We start from the raw sequence: 19,298 nt of genomic DNA, 5'->3' as shown, positions 1-19,298 counted from the left end.
CGGAGGCGCAGGAAGGCGTAGGTTGCCGCCTTCCTGCTGGCTAGGAGTCTTCGCCGGCTTTGTACAGGTACTTGATGGTCCGTTTAAAAATCAGGGTACGAGTGTGGTTACGGATCTTGATGGAGTGCTGATCGAACCACTCCACCACGCCCTGGATCTGTTCTCCGTCCTCGAGCACAAACACCATCCTGGTCTGCGCCTGGATCTGTTTCTGGAAGTACAGTGCCTCGGCGTGACTGGCGGCGGCTGCCGAGGGACGCGCCGGGCTGGCCGATGCGGCGTGGCGAACAAGAGGCGACGGCCCGCGGAGCCGGCGTGGCGGCACCACAAGCATGGTGTTTTCCGGCAGGCGCGGACGCACCAGCTTGCGTGGGCCGGCATCGATCGGCTGGAGCTCCGCGGCTGGCGGGGGAGCCGCAACGGGGCTCAACGGTGCAGCCGACAGCGGACCGCCTCCTGTGGAAGAACGGACAAATACTGGGCGCTTCGCTGCTGCCGCAGACACATCGAAAAGCTTTGGCGCTTGCGCCATCGGCATACGTCCTTTCGCGGAGGCCTCGTCCGGGATGCGGAGGATGGCTGTTGCTCATCCGCGTTCAGGTCAGAGATCAGTTGGGAAAACTTGCCTCATCCTAGCTGAGGTTCTTGCGTGCAGGCAAAGTCAAAGCCTCTGCTCACGCGGGGGATCGATTACGCGAGTAACAGTCTCGCCGTGCCGCGCACGGCGGCTGCAGCTCCTATCAGGAAGGAGTTGACTGCGCCAGCGCGCCTGCCATCGCGTCGAGCGACAGGGAGCGCAGCAGGTTGCGGCGCATGCCAGTCTCCACTTCATCCACGCTGCGCACCGCCCGTTCGAGCCACGGGAAGGTGATCGCTTCGGCAAGCGTGGTGAGCTCGCGGGCGATATCAAGATTGCGCAACAAGGCACTTTGCCCGGCATGGATGAGCATGAGGTCACGCAGGAGGCTGCGCAACGCGCGCAGGAGCGCACTGGTTTTCTGCTGGCCTTCGGCGCCCGCGCGAAAGGCTTCCGTCATCCGGAACAGCGCGCTGTAATCTGTCTCCCGCAAGGCGCCACGAACAACCAGCAATGCGGCAGTGCGGCTTTCCTCGTACGCCGGCAGGTTGAACGCGAGTGCCGCTCCGGGAGCGCCCTCGCTGAGCCGGGCTACCAGGGCACGCTGCGCGGGCTTCCACTCCGGCCTGCGCGCGGCCAGAAGCGCCTCCACGGTTTCCGCGGGAAGCGCCCCCAGCGTGAACGCGGCGGTGCGCGAGCGGATCGTCGGTAACAGCTCCATGGGGTTGTCGGAGAGCAGCATGATCGTGGCGTGAGCCGGCGGTTCTTCGAGCACCTTGAGCAGCGAGTTGGCGGCCTCCTTCATGAATGAGGAGCTGGTGAAGATGAAGAAGGAGCGGCGCGCCTCGGCGGGGATCCGATAGATCTCGCGGATGACCGTGCGCACCTGGCCAAGCTTGATGAGCAGTTGCGGCGGGTCAGGCGGCACAACGATCACGTCCGGGTGGGTCTGCACCAGGATGCGGGTTTCTTTCTTGTCCGCATCGCGCAGCTCCTCACGTGCAGCCACGGCTTCTTCCACGCGGTCGCGCAGGGGCGCAGCCGCCGCGATCCGCACGCAGTTGGTGCAGGTCCCGCAGAAGTCAGGAAGGCCATTCGGGTCTGCTTCGACGGCGGGCGGCGTGAGGCAGTTCGCAGCCTGCGCCACCATCAGGGCCAGTGTGTACTTGCCCACGCCACGCGGGCCGCCGAGCAGGATTGCGTGGGGCAGACGTCCGGCCGCGAGGCTTTCGCGCAGCAGGCGCACCGTTGGCTCGTTGCCCAGGTAATCGTGAAAGCTCATAGAACAAGGGTAGACCGGCCGTGGCCCAGGCGGCGCAGAGACGCCCGGGCTGAAGCGATTTACTGCTGTTGCTGCTGCATCTGCTGAATTTCAAGCAGTGGCGATGCCTGTGGCGGCGGCTCCTGTGCCTTCTCGACCATGATGGACCAGTCGTGAGGGATGGGCATTTCGCGATCGAGGGCAGGCGGTTCGTCGAACGCGTCTACCTGCACGGCGACGTAGAGTTCGCTGGCAGTGCGCCCGCGATACACGCCATGCGTGGGGGGAACGTCTGCGTAGTCCCGGCCGAGCGCCGTGCGAATGTGCCGCTCGTGCGCGAGGAGGTTGTTGGTCGGGTCGAATCCCACCCAGCCAAGATGCGGCAGGAACGCCTCAACCCAGGCGTGCGTGGCGTCGGGCAGCGAGCGGTCATGTCCCGGAGCGATGTCGGACGCATTCTGGTGCAGGTAGCCGCTGACGTAGCGGCAGGGGATGCCGAGTGTGCGTACCAGCGCGATCATGGTATGTGCGAAGTCCTGGCACACACCCTCGCGCGAGTTGATGGCTTCATCGATGGGCGAGTCCACGCGTGTGGAGCGGGGTACGTAGTTGAAGTACTCGTACAGGCGCGTGTTGATGTCCCGCACCACCATCAAGGGATCATCGCGGCGACACACGTCGAGCGTCCTGGCGAGCTTTTGCAGTGCGTCGGTGGGTGCTGCAAACTCGCTCGGCAGCAGCATCTCCCAGTAGTCGCCGACGCTGACCAGCGTGTCGAGCTCCTGCCACGCATCGGGTGCGAGGAAGTGCGGCACCAGCGCGAGCTGCTGCTGCTCCACCAGCGACTCGGCAATGATGACGAGCTGGGAGTGCTCGCCGGGGATGTTGAAGTGCTGCACCTGGTTGCCGAGGTGATCGCGATAGGAAAAGACGCGGCAGCGCGGACTGACGGACAACGAAAAGGTAAGACAGCGCTGGTTGGAGTCAGAGCGCGGGTGCATGCGCGTCTCCATGACGCTCTCGCTGACCGGGCTCTGGTAGATAAACTTCGTCAGGTGGCGAACGGAATAGAACTTCAACGGCGGCTCCTGAGCACGAGGTGGGTAGGGCGCTTACATGGCAAGGGCGGTCTGCACGGAGTAGTGAATATAGTCGCGGTAGATGAGCGAGTGAATGCGCCGGCTCTCGTGCAGCACCATGGCGAGGTACTCGCCAACGCCACCCTGCAACACGTCGGATATCTCGACGAAGCTGAGTGCTGACTGCAGGCGCCCGGCCACGCGCAACAATTCCTGCGGAGACAGACGACCACTTTCCTGTTGCAGGGCGAGCAGTGCATCGCGCAACCGATCAATCGAGTAACGCACGGAGTGGGGAAAGTCCTTGTTCAACAGCAGGAACTCGAGGATCTGCGATTCTGTGAGGTCAGCCGTGTAGACGTTGCAGTACGCCTCGAACGCCGTACAGGAGCGAAGGAGGCCGATCCACTCGAGAAAGTGATGGCTGCCTACAGGCTCGGACTGCCCAAGCCCGGAGACTCCCATCTCGTAGACGGTGAGCAGCGAAGCGATGGATGAGGCGCGCTCGATGGAGCGGCCCACCTGGATAAAATGCCAGCCTTCTCCGTGGCTCATGGTGGTGTCGGTCACACCCTGAAAAAGATGAAGGCCGTCGAGTACCACGGCGAGGAACTCATCCGGGGGCGTGGCGCGCGCGGACTGCGGATTCTCCGTGACGAGGTGGTACATGCGGTTCAGCTGCAGCCACTGTTCGGATGAGATCTCTTCGCGGACCTGGCGGGCATTTTCGCGCGCGGCCGCGATGCACGATTTGATCGACGCGTCGTGAGCGTCGTCATGCGTGAGCTTCTGCACCAGGGCGTGTGAGTCGCCGTTCCAGTCCTCGTCGGAGGAACCGAGCGCAAGCAGCAGGCGGCGCCAGCGCACGTCCTCGCTGGTGCTGGATGGATCGAGCGTCATGGCGAAGTTTACGTCGAGCATGCGCACGGTGTGCTCGGCGCGCTCCAGGTAGCGGCTCATCCAGTACAGGCTGTCGGCTACGCGGGATAGCATGGGAAACCTCCAGGCAGGGGCATGGTGGAGAAGCTGGAAGCGGAGAGGTGTCTAGTCATCGAGTACCCAGGTGTCTTTGCTGCCGCCGCCCTGCGAGGAGTTGACGACGAGTGAGCCCTTGCGCAGCGCCACGCGCGTGAGGCCGCCGGGCACCACTGTAACCTTGTCGCCGTAGAGGATGTACGGGCGCAGGTCGACGTGACGCGGCTCGATGGACGTGCCGGTATTGTCGGCGTTGATCAGGCATGGCGCTCGGGAGAACTCAAGTGTAGGCTGCGCGATGTAGTTGCGGGGATTGGCCTCGATGCGGCGCGCAAAATCTTCGCGGTCTGCGCGGGAGGCGTGCGGCCCGATCAGCATGCCGTAGCCGCCGGACTCGCCCACGGCCTTGACCACGAGCTTGTCGAGATTGGCCAGCGCATACTGTCGCTGTTTCTTGTCCGTCATCAGAAACGTCTCCACATTGTCGAGGATCGGCTCCTCGCCCATGTAGTAGCGGATGATGGCGGGCACGTAGGCGTACAGCGCCTTGTCGTCGGCCAGACCGGTGCCGAAGGCATTGGCGAGCGTGACGTTGCCGGCGCGATACGCGTTGAACAGCCCGGCCACGCCGAGGATCGAATCGCCACGGAAGGCGAGCGGATCGATGAAGTCGTCATCGACGCGGCGGTAGATCACGTCGACACGGCGAAGCCCGGCGGTGGTGCGCATGTACACGACGTTGTTATGCGTGACCAGATCGCGGCCTTCAACGAGCTCGATGCCCATCTGCCGCGCGAGATAGGTGTGCTCAAAGTAGGCGGAGTTGTACACGCCGGGGGTGAGCAGCACGATGGTCGGTTCGGGCCGGCCTTCGGGCGCGAGCGAGCGCAACGATGCGAGCAGGGCCTGCGGGTAGTGCTCGATCGGTCGCACGCCGTACTCGCGGAAGATCTTGGGAAAGGTGCGCTTCATGACGCGGCGGCTCGAGAGCATGTACGACACGCCGCTCGGTACGCGCAGGTTGTCTTCAAGCACAACGAAACGGCCGTCGTTGAGGCGGATGAGGTCAGTGCCGGTGACGGCGATATAGACGTTGCGCGGAACCTGCAGGCCGCGCATCTCGCGGCGGAAGTGCGGGCACGAGTAGACGATCTCGCGGGGCACCGCGCCACTCTGCAGGATCTTGCCTTCGTTGTAGACGTCACCAAGAAAGAGGTTCAGCGCGGTGATGCGCTGGATCAGGCCGCGCTCGATCGTGTCCCACTCGGCGCCCGTGATGATGCGGGGCAGCATGTCATAGGGAAAGATGCGCTCGGTACCTTCCTTCTTGCCATAGACCGTGAAGGTGATGCCCTGGGTAAGAAAGGAAAGGTCAGCAGAGTGCTTGCGCCGCAGGAGTTCCTCCTGCGGCAGCGAACGAAAGGTATCAAGAAGCAGCTTGTACTGCTCACGGATGTCTCCGGACGGTAGAAACATCTCGTCGTAGGCGCCGTCGAGGAAATACTCGCGCAGGAACTCATCTGCGAATCGCGGCGCGGTGGTATTCATGCGCCCGCTCCGGTCTCCCGGCCCGGCTCATCGAGCCAGTCTGAGACAACAGTGAAGTGACGGAGGTTGGCGGTGCCGAACGAGGTGGTGAGGGCAACGTCGGACGCATCGCGGCCCGTTGCCATGAGCACGCGGCCCAGGCGCGGACGATTGTGCCGGGCATCGCAGGTGTACCAGCGGTCGCCGAGATACACCTCGAACCACGCGCTGAAGTCCATGGGCGACGCGCTCGGGGGTACGCCGAAGTCGCCGAGGTAGCCGGTGGCATAACGCGCCGGAATATTGAGGGCGCGACAAAGCGTGATGGCAAGGTGCTGGAAGTCGCGACAGACGCCGGTGCGTTCGGTGTAGACGTCGAGCGCGGTCTTGGTGGAGCGGGCAAAACCATAGCCGAACTGCACGATGCGGTGCACATAAGCAACCACCGCCTGCACACGTGACCAGCCGGGCTTCATGCCGCCGAACAGGTCCAGTGCGACAGCGGAGAGCCGATCCACTTCGCAGTAGCGGCTGTTGAGCAGAAACTGCAGAACTTCGTTCGGCAACTCCTGTACCGGCACTTCCGGAGCGTCGACCTGGGATAGGTCGGAGTCATCGGAGCAGGTAATTTCAGTGGTGTTGAACAGTCGCAGCGAGCCAGCGGGCGCGTACAGACGCGAGCAGCGATTGCCGAAGCTGTCGATGTACTCCTTGACTTCAATACCGGGATCGGTGCGCAGCGTGTCTGGAAGCAAGAGGCGGCTATCGCAGGATGGGTGAACATGCAGCATGGCGACGAGGGCGACGGGGAAAGGGAGTTCAAAGCGGATATCAAAGCCAAGGCGAAGGTGCACTCTACTAAGCCCTCCTGCAGGGGTGTCTGGTTCTGCCACGGCTGGCGCAGGGGTGACTGATTGGGTCCGGCGCGTTTGCTTACGACTGTAACAGCTAGGTGAATCGGGGCAAGAAGCAAAGTGTGTGATGCACGGAGCGGGCATGGCGTAGCTCGACGCTGCGGCTGCCTGGCCATTGCTGGGGAGCATGGGTGCGGTTTCAGGATGCGGTGCGGGGCTTAACCATTCTGCAGGAAACAGGCCGGGAGCAGCCTGAACGCTGCCTCACGGGAGCGCTCAGGCTGCGCTTAGCAGCGCAGGCGCAGTACACGTCGGGAGAGACAGGGCAGTCTTTCCGGTTTGACTTTGCACTGCCGGGATGCACCAACGGACTGCCACGGCCATGAGGAGCGGGCGCAGGCCGCGGTTACTCCGCAGCCCCCATCTGGCAAGGCAGCAAGGCAGCCCGCGCCTGATGGTGCGGCCTCGTACCAGCCGCGTTGCTGCGTGCCCGAAAGTACGCGGGAGCGCAGCTTGCTTCGGCTTAGTGCGCGAACACCGCTCCAAGCACCTTGGCTTCGGACGCATTGATTTTAACCAGTGCCGATGCGAGCGCGGGCCTGTCCTCAAGCGACGAAGCGAGCATGGCGGCTTTGAGGCGGAACGCGCTTTCCCTCAGCAGGATTTCAGCGTCCTTGAGCTTCTTCGCGTCGCCGGCCAATGCCGTATCGAGCATGCCGGTGTAGGCCTCGACCGAACGCAGGGCCAGCGCGCTCGCTTCGCTGTCGCCCTCGGCCAGTTCGCTATCGGCGAGCTCTGTGCCGTTGCGTACCAGTTGGGCATAGAGGAAGCACTGGTCGCGGAGGCTGGCGTGTTCGGCTTTTTCCGCCAGGGCTCGCAGGGTGCTTGAGTCAACCCTGGGTTCGTTGGCAGCGAGGGCAACAGCGGCGCTGGTGAGCGGTAAAAGCAGGACGACAGGCAGGCACTTGCGCATAGGAGACGCTCCCCGGCCACACTGCGTATCAGCTACTTCGCCAGGGCTATGAGGCGGTGTTTTGCCTGCCACGTTTCATCCGGAAAGCCCGAGCCAGCGACCGAGAGGAACTGTCGATACAGCTCCACCGCACGTTTGGTTGCGTGCAGACTATCGCACGCAGTGGCCGCCAGGAAATAGGTAGCAGGCGTCTCGCTCATTACTTTTGAGCGCATAGCAAGTGCGTCCAGGACCAGCTGGGGCTGGCCCGCCTGGCTGGCTGCAAACGCCAGGCCCGACCAGGCGTTGCCGTCCGAGGGATTAAGTCGCGTCGCCTCCTGGAGCACCGGAATAGCCTCCGCGAAGTGCTTGCCGCGGACCAGGGCATCGCCATGCGCCGCCAGCAGCGTGGCGTCATGCGGATGAGTCGCAAGTAGCTGCTGGTACAGGGTATCGGCCTTGTCTAGGTCGCCGGTCTGCGTGTACAGATCCGCAAGCATCGTCGAAATGGCGCTGTCGTCCGGGTGGCCGGCGTGCAGGGTTTCCAGCACCGCGATGCTGTCCTCCGGTTTTCCCTCGGCGCTGAGCACCTCGGCTAGTTCGCTGTTCAACGCGGGGCTTTGTGGATTGGACGCAAGTGCTTTCCTGAGCACCGGCTCCGCCTCGGGGTAGCGCTTTGCGGCAATCAGCAGGTGCGCCAGGCCCGCGGCTGCCTCGGCCTGCGCGGGGCTGCCGGCGGGCGTCGCTGCCAGCACCTTGCCGTAGGCGTCGGCGGCTGCATCGGTGTCCCCGGCGGCCGCTGCCAGTTCTGCCGCCAGCAGCGTGTCCGGCGGCGTTTCGGGAGATTGCTGCAATGCCGCGATCAGCGCGCGTCGCGCGGCTGCAGGGTCAGACGGCTCCAGCAGGCGGGCCAGCGTGCGGTTGCCCTGCGCCTGCGCGGCCGGGTCGGGTGGCGCGGGTGTCAGCAAGGCCGCCGCCTGGAGCGCGGTGACGGCGTCGGTACGCCTGCCCTGGTTAGCCAACAGAAGCCCCAAGGCAGCCTGTGCTTCAAATTGCTTCGGGTCGGCAGCGATGGCCTTGCGGTAGCCTGCTTCCGCCGCAGCCGTGTCGCCTGCGGCGTCCTCGGCGTAGCCCAGGTCAAAGAGTGCGCGCGCGTCGCCGGGGTGCGCAGAGAGGTACGGAAGCAGCACGGCGCGTGCGCCCGCGTAGTCTCTGGCGTCAAGCTTCTCTTCGGCAATGTTCAATGGGCCAGGCTGGGGGCCTGCCTTGGCTGTGGATGTACTGGCGGGGGCGTCCGGCGGCGCGGCCGTGCCCGGGGGCAGAGGTGTGTTCTGTGCGTGCACGATGGCGGCGCAGGGTGCCAGGGCAAGGGTGAGCAGCAGGGCAGTGTGCAGGCGCATCTAGAGCGTCTCCATGGCGGCGTCCGCTTCCAGTGGGCTCTCAGCGGCGTGCCGGGCTCCCACCCGCCGCGGCTGCAGGGCTGCTTCCAGCCAGTGGCCCGTGTGCGAAAGTTCACTGGCTGCGATCTGTTCCGGCGTGCCCACGGCGACGACCTGGCCGCCCTTGGAGCCGCCCTCGGGGCCCATGTCGATGACCCAGTCGGCGGACTTGATCACATCTAAATTGTGCTCGATGACCACCAGCGAGCCGCCGCCGTCGATCAGCTTGCGGAAGGCGAGCAGCAGCTTGCCCACATCGTCGAAGTGCAGCCCGGTTGTGGGTTCGTCGAGGATGTAGAGCACGCGGCTGCCGCCGGTTTTTGCGCGGCTCTGGGGCGAGGTGCGCGCCGCCGCCAGGTGTGACGCCAGCTTGACCCTTTGTGCTTCGCCACCGCTCAACGTGGTTGCAGATTGGCCCAGTCGGACGTAGCCGAGCCCGACCTCGTCCAGCACGGCAAGCTTGTCGACGATCTTGGGGTTGCCCGCGAGAAACCGCAGCGCTTCCTTAACCGTCATGCCCAGCACTTCATGGATGTTCTTGCCCTTGTAGCGGATCTCGAGCACGGCGGATTTGTAACGCGTGCCGTTGCACTCTTCGCAGGGTAGCTCCACGTCGGCAAGGAACTGCATCTCGACCGTGACGGTGCCGTCGCCATCGCACGCGTCGCAGCGGCCACCGGGCACGTTGAACGAGAAGTGCCCCGCGGCATAGCTACGGCGCTCGGCCTCAGGCTGCGAGGCAAAGAGCTCCCGGATCGCGTCGAAGGCCTTGATGTACGTGACCGGGTTTGAGCGCGGGGTGCGGCCAATCGGGTTCTGATCGACCAGCACGATGTTGTTGAGACGATCGGCGTTGCGGAGTTCGCGGAACAGGCGCGATGGATCGCCGCCCTCGGTCTGGCCGAGCTCGTGGGCAACGGCCTTGTACAGCACTTCGTGCACCAGCGTGGATTTGCCCGAGCCGCTGACGCCGGTGATGCAGCACAGCACGTTGAGCGGTATGGAGATGTCCACACCCTTGATGTTGTTGGCGCGCGCGCCGCGCAGGTGCAGCCAGTCCTTGCTGGTCTCTGCCGGGACGGGGCGCCGCTTCTGCGGAACCGGAATGGTCAGCATGCCGTTCAGGTACTTGCCCGTGAGGGAATCAGGGTGGTCGGCGACCTCTTGAACCGTGCCTGCGGCAAGCAGGCGGCCGCCGAACTCGCCAGCGCCGGGGCCCATATCGAGCAGGTAGTCCGCGGCTTCGATGACGTCCGGGTCGTGCTCGACAACGAGGATGGTGTTGCCAAGATCGCGCAGCGCCTTGAGGATGCGGATGAGCTTTTCGGTGTCACGGCTGTGCAGGCCAATCGAAGGCTCATCGAGCACGTAGAGCGCGCCCACAAGCTGCGAGCCAAGCGAGGTTGCGAGCTGGATCCGCTGCGCTTCGCCGCCGGACAAGGTCGATGCCAGGCGATCAAGGGTCAGGTAGTCGAGCCCCACGGCGTCAAGAAAACGTAACCGCTGCTGTATCTCCTTGAGGATCGAGCCGGCAATCTCCTGCTGCATGGGCGTGAGTTCCACCGCATCGAAAAATGCGTGAGCAGCAGTGATCGTGAGAGCCGCGGCTTCGCAGATATTCTTTGCCCCGGCGCCTGCACTCTCCTCGGCGTTTCTGCCTAGGCGTACGGCCCGGGCTTCCGCACGCAGGCGCTGACCTTTGCACTCCGGGCACGAGGCGTAGCCGCGGTATTTCGACAACATGACGCGCACGTGGAGCTTGTACTTCTTGGTCTCCATCTGCTCAAAGAAGCGGTGCACCCCGAGGAACGCGCCCTGTCCTTCCAGGACGAACTGCTGCTGGTCCGGCGTCAGGTCGTACCAGGGAACATTGGTGGGGATGCCGTGCTGCTTGGCGACGCGTCGCAACTCTGTCTGGTACGGCACGTACTTGGGCCGCGTCCAGGGGTCGACCAGACCCTCGTCGATGGACTTGTGCTTGTCCGGCAGGATCAGGTCCAGGTCGAAGTCGATGGTGTTGCCAAAGCCCTGGCAGCGTGGGCATGCGCCGAAAGGGTTGTTGAAGGAGAACAGGCGGGGCTCGGGTTCGGAGTAGATGCGGTGGCAGTTCTTGCACTCGAACGCGCCGGAGAAGCGCAGCCGCTCGGGTGGAACCGATGCTTCATCCTGTCCGGCGCGGCGCACGACCTCGTACAGGATCTCGCCCGACTCGCGGTAGCCGATTTCCGCGGCGTCCACGATGCGGTTGCGGGAGTCTGCGGTGATGGCGATGCGGTCGACCAGGGCATACAGCGGCAGCGACCAGTTAATCTCGAGCAGTGACTCGGGGCTCGAGAATTCGAAGATGGTGCTGTTCTGGTAGAGGCGATTGAAACCGCGATTGCGCAAATCCATGAGGCGCTCGCGCATTGCGGGGGAAAGCTCGCCGGGCTTGACGGCAGCATCCTCGGCGGCCTTTTTGGATGCTGCTTTCTTGAGCCCTGCCTGCGAGCGGGAGCGCTTCTCGAGCATGGGTGAGACCGGCTCGGCTGCAGGCGCGGGGGCCTGCGAGGCCAGCACCGGGAACAGCGCATGCAAACGTGTGCCTTCGCCCAGCGCGAGCACCGCGGCGGCGATCTCGTCGACCGAATCGCGCTTGACGATGCCGTCACAGACCAGGCAGTGCACCACGCCGCAGCGTGCGTACAGCAGTCGCATGTAGTCGAAGATCTCGGTTGCGGTCGCTACCGTTGAGCGCGGATTGCGCGTGGTGTTTTTCTGCTTGATCGCAATTGCCGGCGCCAGGCCATCGATGAGATCGGCGTCAGGCTTTTCGATCCGCTCGAGAAATTGCCGCGCGTAGGCCGAGAGGGATTCCACGTAGCGGCGCTGGCCTTCGGCGTAGATCGTGTCGAAGGCCAGGGAGCTTTTGCCGGAGCCGGAAACACCGGTCACCACGGTGAGCTTGCCGTGCGGAATATTGCAATCGACGTTCTTCAGGTTGTGGACCCGGACGCCGCGCAAAGTGATCTGGTCGTTCGAGATGTGTTCAGTCGGGATGCGCGCCACCTGGCCCCTCAAGATGCATGGCCGCGTCGATGGTGCAATTCGGACGAGGCGGCCAAACCCTGATTATAAAGGGGCGGTAATGGCCTTTGAGGGGCGAGCGGGCCGGCATGGCCCGCTGTCAGGAGGGATCGCTTTGCGCGGGTGAATCAGGAGCGGCCTGCTTGGTGAACAAAGCACCCAGAAACAACAGGATCCCGCCGACTACGATGGCCGAGTCCGCGATGTTGAAGTCGGGCCAGTGATAGCGCACGATTGTGACCTCGAGGAAGTCCGTGACCATCTTGTACTGCAACCGGTCCCAGGCATTGCCGATCGCGCCGCCCAGCACCAGGGCCAGTCCCAGTGCGGTCCAGGTAAAGCGCCGCCCGGCGCGGAGAAGCAGCACCGTGACGATCGTGGCGGCCACTATGGAAAATGCGGTCAGCGCCCACCGGGTGGGGTCGGCAGGCGCATCGTTGAACAGGGAAAAAGCCGCGCCTTCGTTGAGCACATGCGACAGGCGGAAGACGCCGGGGATGACCGAGATGCCGCCGCCTTCGTAGATGTGCTTCTGTACCCAGAGCTTGGTGATGCGATCAAGCGCGATTACCAGGAGGGCGACGAGGAAGAACAGGATGCGCCAGTCCCGCTGTCTGGGGGGCCGACGGGTGCGCCGCTCGTAGCGAATGGGAAATGCGCTCATGCCCGCACTCCGGTCTCGCGCGAGTAGCCCATGGCGGCGAGTGCGTCTGCGCAACGACCGCATACGTCCGCCCAGGGGCCATAGTCGCCGGTGTCGGTGCGGTAGTTCCAGCAGCGGCCGCACTTGGTTCCATCGGCCAGCAGCGTTTCTACGGAGGTGGTTGTTCCCGGGATCACGGTGACCTGCGACACGTTGAACAGCTCCTTGAGTGAGGTGGCATACCGGGCCAGCACAGGCTGCTCGGCCTCTGGCACGGTGATGCGCAGGTGCGCTTCCAGGCCTTTGCCGATGCGCTTGTTTTTGCGGGCCTCTTCCAGGCTGCGCATCGCGTCTTCGCGGATGCGGAAGATGGTCGCCCAGGCTTCGGGCTCGGCGAGGGTTGTGCCGGGCACCGCAAACTGCGCCAGGTGCACGCTAGACTCCCGGCCCGGGACCGGGGGCAGATAGCCCCACACTTCCTCTGCCGTGAAGCTCAGCACAGGCGCCACCAGGCGGACCAGCGTCTCGGCGATATGCCAGAGCGCGGTCTGCGCGGAGCGGCGTTCGAGGCTTGCGGGGGCCAGGGTATACATGCGGTCCTTGAGCACGTCGAGGTACAGGGAGCTCAGGTCGACGATGCAGAATTCATTGATGGCATGGTAGACCCGGTGGAACTCCATGGAGTCGTACCAGGCCCCAACTTTTTCCGCCAGTTCGCGGGTGCGGGCGAGCATGTAGCTGTCCAGCGGCAGCAGCTCCGCCGGGTCAACGGCATGCTGCGAAGGATCAAAGCCCTGCAGGTTGCCGAGCAGAAAGCGGAAGGTGTTGCGCAGCTTCCGGTAGGTGTCGGCGACACGCTGCATCAGGTTTTCGCTGGCGGCCACGTCCTCGCGGAAGTCCACCGAGGCGACCCACAGGCGCACGATCTCAGCGCCCATGCGATTGGCCACGTCGACCGGGTCGACCCCGTTTCCGAGCGACTTGGACATGGCGCGGCCCTGCTCATCCAGCGTCCAGCCGCTAGTGGCTACCTTGCGGTAGGGCGACTCGCCTGATGCGCTGGTGCCGACGGCGGTCAGCAGCGAGGTGTGAAACCAGCCGCGGTACTGATCGCCGCCTTCAAAATAGAGGTCGGCGGGGACACCGAGAGCGGGGTCCTCGGCGAGCACCGCGCTCCAGCTCGAGCCGGAGTCGAACCACACGTCCAGGATGTCCTGTTCCTTGGTCCACTGGTCTACGGCGCCACACCGCGGGCAGGTGCGCCCCGGGCCCAGCAGCTGTTCGACCGAGTGCGTGTGCCATGCCCCGGCGCCGTGCTCGCGGACCAGCCCGACGACGTGCTGGTTGACGCGGGAGTCGCGCAGCGGCTCGTGGCAGGCGCCGCACAGGAACACCGCGATCGGCACACCCCACACGCGCTGGCGCGAGATGCACCAGTCGGGGCGCGTGGCGATCATGTTGGCGATGCGCTCTTCGCCCCACTTGGGGTCCCAGGTGATGGCCTGGTGGATCTGCTGCAGTGCGCGCTCGCGGAACGTGGCATCGCCCGCGTCGTCCTCCTCGTCGTCGAAGGAGCGGGCGTTGCTCGAGTAGGGCATCGGTGTTTCCATGCCGATAAACCACTGCTCGGTGGCGCGGAAGATCACGGGCTTGTGACACCGCCAGCAGTGCGGGTAGGAGTGATAGACGTCGGCGCTGCCCAGCAGCGCACCGCATGCGCGCAGCTTTTCGATGATCAGCGGGTTGGCCTGGAAGACCGTTTTGCCTTCCCAGCCTTCGCCTGCCTCGCCGCCGTTGCGCAGGCGCCCGGCGTTGTCCACGTTGCAGGCCGCGGAAAGGCCGTAGCGCACGCCGGTGTAGAAGTCGTCGGCGCCATGAGCCGGGGCCGTGTGGACGGCGCCGGTGCCCTGGTCGACCGTGACGTAGTCGGCGTTGACGCCCAGGATTTCGCGCTCAAGAAATGGATGCTGGAAGATGGCGCGGTCGAGCTTGGCGCCGGGAAAGCGGGCGAGTTCGGTTACCTCGCCGAGTGCGCAGGCTTCGCGAACGCTGGCGGCGAGCTGCGCCGCGACCACGTAGACGTCGCCTGCCGCGGTTTCGAGCGCGACGTACTCGATCTCCGGGTGGAAGGCGATCGCAAGCGATGCCGGAAGGGTCCAGGGCGTGGTGGTCCAGATGATGGCCCAGACGGATTTGCCGGCGAATGCGGGCGACACCGTTGCAGCGTCGCTGCGCAGTGCGTACCGCACGTACACGCTCGGCGAGGTGTGCATCTCGTATTCGATCTCGGCGTCGGCCAGCGCGGTGCGATCGTTCAGACACCAGTAGACGGGCTTAAGCCCCTTGTAGACGAAACCCTTTTCGAAGAACCGGTAAAAGGTCGCGAGCGTCTGCGCCTCGTAGGGCCGGGACATGGTCAGGTAAGGCTTGTCCCAGGAGCCGAACACCCCGAGGCGCTCGAACTGGGAGCGCTGCAGGTCCACGTACTTCTGCGCGTAGGTGCGGCAGGCCTCGAGGAAGTCCTCAGCCGGCATCTCGAGCTTTTTGCGGCCGAGCTGCTCGTCGACCTTGATTTCAATGGGCAGACCGTGGCAGTCCCAACCCGGCACGTACGGCGCGTCGAAGCCGGCCATGGTTTTTGACTTCACCACAAAATCTTTCAGGCACTTGTTGAGCGCATGGCCCAGGTGGATGGGGCCATTGGCATAGGGTGGCCCATCGTGCAGCACGTACTTCTTCGCCCCCTGGCGCGCTTCGCGAATCCGCTGGTAGAGACCGTTTTCTGCCCATTCCGCCAGCCGCGCGGGCTCATTCTGGGGGAGGTTGGCTTTCATCGGGAATGCAGTCTCGGGCAGGGTGAGCGTCTTCTTCAGCTCAGGCGCTTGTGCTTCAGTCATTTGGTTCCGGGCTTCCTTTGTGTGCAACACGGCGGTGCGGGCTGTACAACTGTGCGGGTTTCGTGAAAGTAGATTGTATCGCCCGGTAACTTCAGCCGTTCTGGCGCGTCAAGATGGCAGGCCTGTGGAGACACCGGCAGGTCTGCGAGTGATAATGAAAGCGTGGCAGGTGTTGACGCCACCGGCCCGCAAGGCGACCCTCTCGAGTGCGAGACAACGAAACGATGAGCCCAGAACTGTTGACCCCCACTGAAGAAGCCGAAACCCGCACGGGGCGGCTCGATCACACGGAGCTGATGCCTGCCGGCACCGAGGGCAGCGTGTGGGAGTCGCTCGTCTCGAACCTGAGGGACGTGTTCCGCCCGGAGAAGCTGCCGCCGCTGGTACTTACCTCGACGCCGGTCGAGGTCAAGGACCCATTCGCCGAGAAGCGCTCGCCGCTCTCGAGTGGCCTGGCGATCCTGATCTACGCATTGCTGCTGTTGATCCTGTTTTTCCTGCCCAAGAAACACGTGGTGCAGGTCAAGGAAGCCACTGTTATCCCGATGGACATCTCGGCGTTTCTGCCGAAGACGCCCGTGCCGACGCGCCCCGCAGGCGGTGGCGGCGGTGGAGGCGCGCACGAGATTACGCCGCCCACCAAGGGCAAGCTGCCTGACTTCTCCAAAACGCAGATCACGCCCCCGCAGATCCTCAAGATTGATCATCCCAAGCTGCCGGTACCGGCCACTGTGGTCATGCCGCAGATGAAGATGCCGGACACCAACCTGCCCAACGTGGGCCTGCCGCAGGCTTCGGCCGTAACGCTGTCGGCCGGCAGCGGGTCTGGCTCGGGCATCGGACAGGGGTCGGGCGGCGGCCTCGGCATCGGTCATGGCAATGGCATTGGGCCCGGCTCGGATGGTGGCACCGGCGGTGGTGCGTACCACGTTGGCGGCGGCATCTCGTCGCCCAAGGTGATCTACGCGGTCGATCCGGAGTTCTCGGATGAGGCTCGTCGCCAGAAGTACCAGGGCGTGGTGACGCTGACGCTGATCGTGGATGCGCAGGGAAGCCCGCAGCGTGTACGCGTCGCCCGCGCGCTGGGCATGGGGCTAGACGAGAAGGCAATTGAAGCAGTGCGCCAGTACAAGTTCCGTCCTGCAATGAAGGACGGGAAGCCTGTGCCAGTCGAGATCAACATCGAGGTCAACTTCCAGTTGTTCTAGCGCTGGGCCAACACTGAAAGCGCCTGCCTGGCCAAACCCGGCAGGCGCGTTTCTATGTTTGTTGTCGAGGATCACAGCCCTGCTGCCAGCAGCTTGTCCACCGTGAGTGGCAGTTCGCGGAGCCGCAGCCCGGTTGCGTGGTACACGGCGTTGGCAAGCGCCGCGGGAGCCCCAGTAATGCCGATTTCGCCGATGCCACGAACGCCAAGCGGGTTCAGGCGAAAGTCCGGGTGCTCGATGAAGTCGACGGTGAAGTCTGGGATATCGCGGCAGGTTGGCAGGTGGTACTCGGCCAGGTTGTCGTTCAACGGGGCGCCTGTGGCCGGGTCGTAGATCGTTTTCTCGAGCAGTGCCATGCCGAGCCCGAAGAGGATGCCACCCTGGATCTGCGAGCGGGAGGTAGCAGGGTTGAGGACGCGGCCGCAGTCCATTACCGACACCCATCGAGTCACCCGGAGCTGCATGGTGGCTGGCTCCCAGGTGACCTCGGCAAAGTGCGCCCCAAAGGAATGGAAGGTGTAATCCGTTTTGGCGCGCGGACCGCTTTGTGCACGCGACCGGCAGTGAAGCTGCCTACCCGGCAAACGAGCCAGAACATCCGTGGCTGATTCCCGCGCGGCCGAGCCGGACCCAAGCGAAAGCACGCCATCCCGGAGCTGCACCTGCCCGCCAGGGCTGCCGAAAAGCGGCGAGGCGAGATCGCGGGCTGCGGCAGCGATGATGGCGCGTCGGAGTTGTTGCGCTGCCGCGTCAACGGCAGGGCTGACGGTGGCGACGGTCATGGACGCGCCTGCCACCGGGGCTTCCGGGTAGCTTGAGTCGCCGAGCAGGAATCGGACCCGGTCGGCGGGCCAGCCGAGGGCATCAGCGGCCACCTGTTGCATGACCGTGGCAGTGCCGCAGCCGATCTCGTGTGTGGCAGCGCGGAACACGGCCCATCCGTCGGCGGTGACCGTGGCTTCCACTGTGGCGGGTGAGCGCCGGGCCGGGTAGGCAGCCGAAGCCACGCCCCAGCCCACCAGCTTGCCGTCGCGGCGCATGGACCGAGGAGCAGGGGAGCGCTGTTTCCACCCGAACAGTGCTGCTCCCCGCTCGAGGCACTCCCCCAGGTGACGGCTTGAGAATGGCCGCTCCTCCGAGTGATCGGTCAGTGTGTCGTTCCGGAGCCGGATGAGCACGGGGTCCAGGTTGAGCGTCTCGGCCAGTTCATCCACTGCTGTTTCGAGCGCAAACATCCCGGACGACTCACCCGGCGCCCGCATGAAACACGGAGTAGCCCGGTGGATCGGGGCAACGGTGTGACCGATGCGGGCGAACGGCGTTCTATATAGGTTGCGTGTGGTCATCCCGCAGGGTTCCACGAAGTGCCCGACGGGCGAGGTGTCGCAGAGGGTGTGGTGTTCCGTGCCGCACAGGGAGCCGTCGGCCGAGGCGGAGAGGACCACGTCCTGGATCGTCTCGGGCCGGTGCCCGGTGGAGGTAAACATCTGCGCACGCGTCAGCAGGAGCTTAACCGGCCGACCCAGCACCCGGGCTGCGTGGGCGGCAAGCGCGCTGTGTTGCCAGAGGAACCCCTTGGAGCCGAAGGCGCCGCCCACAAAGGGAGACACCACGTGCACCTTTTCCGGGGCGACACTGAGCATGTGCGCAATGATCCGCTGGCTGCCCTGGACCCACCGCGTGGATTCGTGCAGGGTAAGCGCGTCGCCAGCCCAGGACGCGACGGTGGCGGATGGCTCCAGCGGGTTGTGGTGGACCACCGGGGTGCGGTACTGCCGGGCTACCTGGGCGTAGGGGGCGACGGGCGGAGTGCCGCGGCTGCTGGTGAGCTTCTCTTCCGAGTTGGTTGCGAACTGTTGCGGCTGGTAGGCGCCGGGAAGTGCGGGCTCGAGGGTGAGCGTGGCCTGGAGGGGCTGGTAGTCCACCTGGACCAGCGCGGCTGCCGCCTGTGCTTCCAGCAGTGTTCGGGCAACCACCAGCGCGACGTGTTGTCCGTAGTAGTGCACCTCGGCATCCGCAAATGGGGCCCGGCGCTCGGCGGGAAAGTTGGCCGTGAAGGCTTCGGGCGGGGGCTGAATGGCTGACCATTGCTGGCCGTCCCTGGCGCTGAAACTGGCCGGGCTGGTGAGTGTAGCGCCTGTGAACACAGCTGCGACGCCGGGAGCTGATCGCGCCAGCCCTGCATGGATGGCCTGGATATGTGCGTGGGCGGTGGTGGCCTGGACCAGCACGGCATGGAGCATGCCCGGCAGGGCGACATCCCCTGCGTACCGGGCTGCCCCGGTCACCTTGTCCCGCCCGTCGACGCGCTGGTGGTGTTTGCCACGGATAGCGGGGAAATCATTTGCTGGTGAAGTGAGGGACCGGACTGGCATGCCTGGTTCGATGCGGAAGCACACAGGCGGGGTCTGGACCCAGCATGGTATCCTCTCCTCATACACTTTGGAAGTGGATCAACTTAAAGAGCCATAGGAGTAACGCACAACCGTGCTGGCACCCGCAAAGAAAACAGACATCATCTCGCGCTTTCGTACCCACGAAGGTGACACCGGCAGCCCTGAAGTGCAGATCGCGATTTTGAGCGAGCGCATCGGCGAGCTCACGCAACACTTCAACACGCACGCCAAGGATCATGCTTCGCGTCGCGGCCTGCTCATGCTCGTCTCCAAGCGCCGTCGCCTGCTGGATTACCTCAAGGGTACCGACACCGACCGCTATCGGGACGTGATCGGCAAGCTTGGAATCCGCAAGTAACCCGTAATCAAAGCAGACACATTGCACGATACGCAGACGCGACAAGAAAGCTGGAGTCCGTTTCAA

At 64.6% G+C, this 19,298-nt stretch carries 14 protein-coding genes; 2 read left to right on the top strand and 12 right to left on the bottom strand.

What is annotated here, in order from left to right:
• Positions 1-40 precede the first annotated feature (40 nt).
• The 11 genes from D1Y84_RS01625 to ileS all read right to left on the bottom strand — a co-directional run bounded on the left by D1Y84_RS01625 (position 41) and on the right by ileS (position 15,270).
• Positions 41-532, bottom strand: coding sequence for an RNA chaperone Hfq (locus D1Y84_RS01625; RefSeq protein ID WP_158615260.1), 492 nt, complete (start codon positions 530-532; stop codon positions 41-43).
• Positions 533-740: 208 nt separating this feature from the next.
• Positions 741-1,859 carry a DNA polymerase III subunit delta' gene (locus D1Y84_RS01620; protein ID WP_124846952.1) on the bottom strand — a complete coding sequence of 373 codons (1,119 nt, stop codon included), beginning with the start codon at positions 1,857-1,859 and terminating at the stop codon, positions 741-743.
• Positions 1,860-1,918: 59 nt separating this feature from the next.
• Complete coding sequence (locus D1Y84_RS01615) at positions 1,919-2,917, bottom strand: transglutaminase family protein (RefSeq protein WP_124846951.1); 999 nt, start codon at positions 2,915-2,917, stop codon at positions 1,919-1,921.
• Positions 2,918-2,950: 33 nt separating this feature from the next.
• Positions 2,951-3,910, bottom strand: a complete 960-nt coding sequence (locus D1Y84_RS01610) for an alpha-E domain-containing protein (protein WP_124846950.1) — start codon at positions 3,908-3,910, stop codon at positions 2,951-2,953.
• 51 nt (positions 3,911-3,961) lie between these two features.
• Positions 3,962-5,368, bottom strand: coding sequence for a circularly permuted type 2 ATP-grasp protein (locus D1Y84_RS01605; RefSeq protein WP_370245798.1), 1,407 nt, complete (start codon positions 5,366-5,368; stop codon positions 3,962-3,964).
• Positions 5,369-5,436: 68 nt separating this feature from the next.
• Complete coding sequence (locus D1Y84_RS01600) at positions 5,437-6,273, bottom strand: transglutaminase family protein (protein WP_124846948.1); 837 nt, start codon at positions 6,271-6,273, stop codon at positions 5,437-5,439.
• Positions 6,274-6,796: 523 nt separating this feature from the next.
• The gene (locus tag D1Y84_RS01595) at positions 6,797-7,246 is read right to left on the bottom strand and encodes a hypothetical protein (protein ID WP_124846947.1); all 450 of its coding nucleotides are present in this window, start codon (positions 7,244-7,246) and stop codon (positions 6,797-6,799) included.
• Between the two features lie 32 nt (positions 7,247-7,278).
• On the bottom strand, positions 7,279-8,625 hold the full coding sequence (locus tag D1Y84_RS01590) for a tetratricopeptide repeat protein (RefSeq protein ID WP_124846946.1): 1,347 nt from the start codon (positions 8,623-8,625) through the stop codon (positions 7,279-7,281).
• Positions 8,626-11,712, bottom strand: coding sequence for an excinuclease ABC subunit UvrA (gene uvrA / locus D1Y84_RS01585; protein ID WP_233580951.1), 3,087 nt, complete (start codon positions 11,710-11,712; stop codon positions 8,626-8,628). It abuts the gene before it with no gap.
• 118 nt (positions 11,713-11,830) lie between these two features.
• On the bottom strand, positions 11,831-12,394 hold the full coding sequence (gene lspA, locus D1Y84_RS01580; protein WP_124846945.1) for a signal peptidase II: 564 nt from the start codon (positions 12,392-12,394) through the stop codon (positions 11,831-11,833).
• Positions 12,391-15,270: an isoleucine--tRNA ligase gene (gene ileS / locus D1Y84_RS01575; protein WP_124846944.1), complete on the bottom strand. Its 2,880-nt coding sequence runs from the start codon at positions 15,268-15,270 to the stop codon at positions 12,391-12,393. The genes lspA and ileS overlap by 4 nt, the downstream gene beginning before the upstream one ends.
• Positions 15,271-15,494: 224 nt before the next feature.
• Between ileS and D1Y84_RS01570 the strand changes: the two genes are divergently transcribed.
• Entirely contained in the window at positions 15,495-16,478 is a 984-nt protein-coding gene (locus tag D1Y84_RS01570) for an energy transducer TonB (protein WP_124846943.1), read from the top strand.
• Positions 16,479-16,549: 71 nt separating this feature from the next.
• Here D1Y84_RS01570 and D1Y84_RS01565 read toward each other — a convergent pair whose 3' ends face one another.
• A complete protein-coding gene (locus D1Y84_RS01565) occupies positions 16,550-18,853 on the bottom strand; it encodes a xanthine dehydrogenase family protein molybdopterin-binding subunit (protein WP_124846942.1) in 2,304 nt (767 codons plus the stop codon).
• Positions 18,854-18,965: 112 nt separating this feature from the next.
• Here D1Y84_RS01565 and rpsO point away from each other — a divergent pair, with 112 nt between their 5' ends.
• On the top strand, positions 18,966-19,232 hold the full coding sequence (rpsO, locus tag D1Y84_RS01560; protein WP_124846941.1) for a 30S ribosomal protein S15: 267 nt from the start codon (positions 18,966-18,968) through the stop codon (positions 19,230-19,232).
• Positions 19,233-19,298: the final 66 nt, after the last annotated feature.

The organism is Acidipila sp. EB88 (assembly GCF_003858395.1).
In the GTDB taxonomy this organism is placed as follows: Bacteria; Acidobacteriota; Terriglobia; order Terriglobales; family Acidobacteriaceae; genus EB88.
Note: the sequence above shows the minus strand (reverse complement) of the source record. Positions and strands in the feature narration are given on the sequence as shown.

Coding starts and splice junctions, on each gene's coding strand:
- D1Y84_RS01625 (WP_158615260.1), bottom strand. CDS start 532: ATGGCGCAAGCGCCAAAGCTTTTCGATGTGTCTGCGGCAGCAGCGAAG.
- D1Y84_RS01620 (WP_124846952.1), bottom strand. CDS start 1,859: ATGAGCTTTCACGATTACCTGGGCAACGAGCCAACGGTGCGCCTGCTG.
- D1Y84_RS01610 (WP_124846950.1), bottom strand. CDS start 3,910: ATGCTATCCCGCGTAGCCGACAGCCTGTACTGGATGAGCCGCTACCTG.
- D1Y84_RS01605 (WP_370245798.1), bottom strand. CDS start 5,368: ATGTTTCTACCGTCCGGAGACATCCGTGAGCAGTACAAGCTGCTTCTT.
- D1Y84_RS01595 (WP_124846947.1), bottom strand. CDS start 7,246: ATGCGCAAGTGCCTGCCTGTCGTCCTGCTTTTACCGCTCACCAGCGCC.
- D1Y84_RS01590 (WP_124846946.1), bottom strand. CDS start 8,625: ATGCGCCTGCACACTGCCCTGCTGCTCACCCTTGCCCTGGCACCCTGC.
- lspA (WP_124846945.1), bottom strand. CDS start 12,394: ATGAGCGCATTTCCCATTCGCTACGAGCGGCGCACCCGTCGGCCCCCC.
- ileS (WP_124846944.1), bottom strand. CDS start 15,270: ATGACTGAAGCACAAGCGCCTGAGCTGAAGAAGACGCTCACCCTGCCC.
- D1Y84_RS01570 (WP_124846943.1), top strand. CDS start 15,495: ATGAGCCCAGAACTGTTGACCCCCACTGAAGAAGCCGAAACCCGCACG.
- D1Y84_RS01565 (WP_124846942.1), bottom strand. CDS start 18,853: ATGCCAGTCCGGTCCCTCACTTCACCAGCAAATGATTTCCCCGCTATC.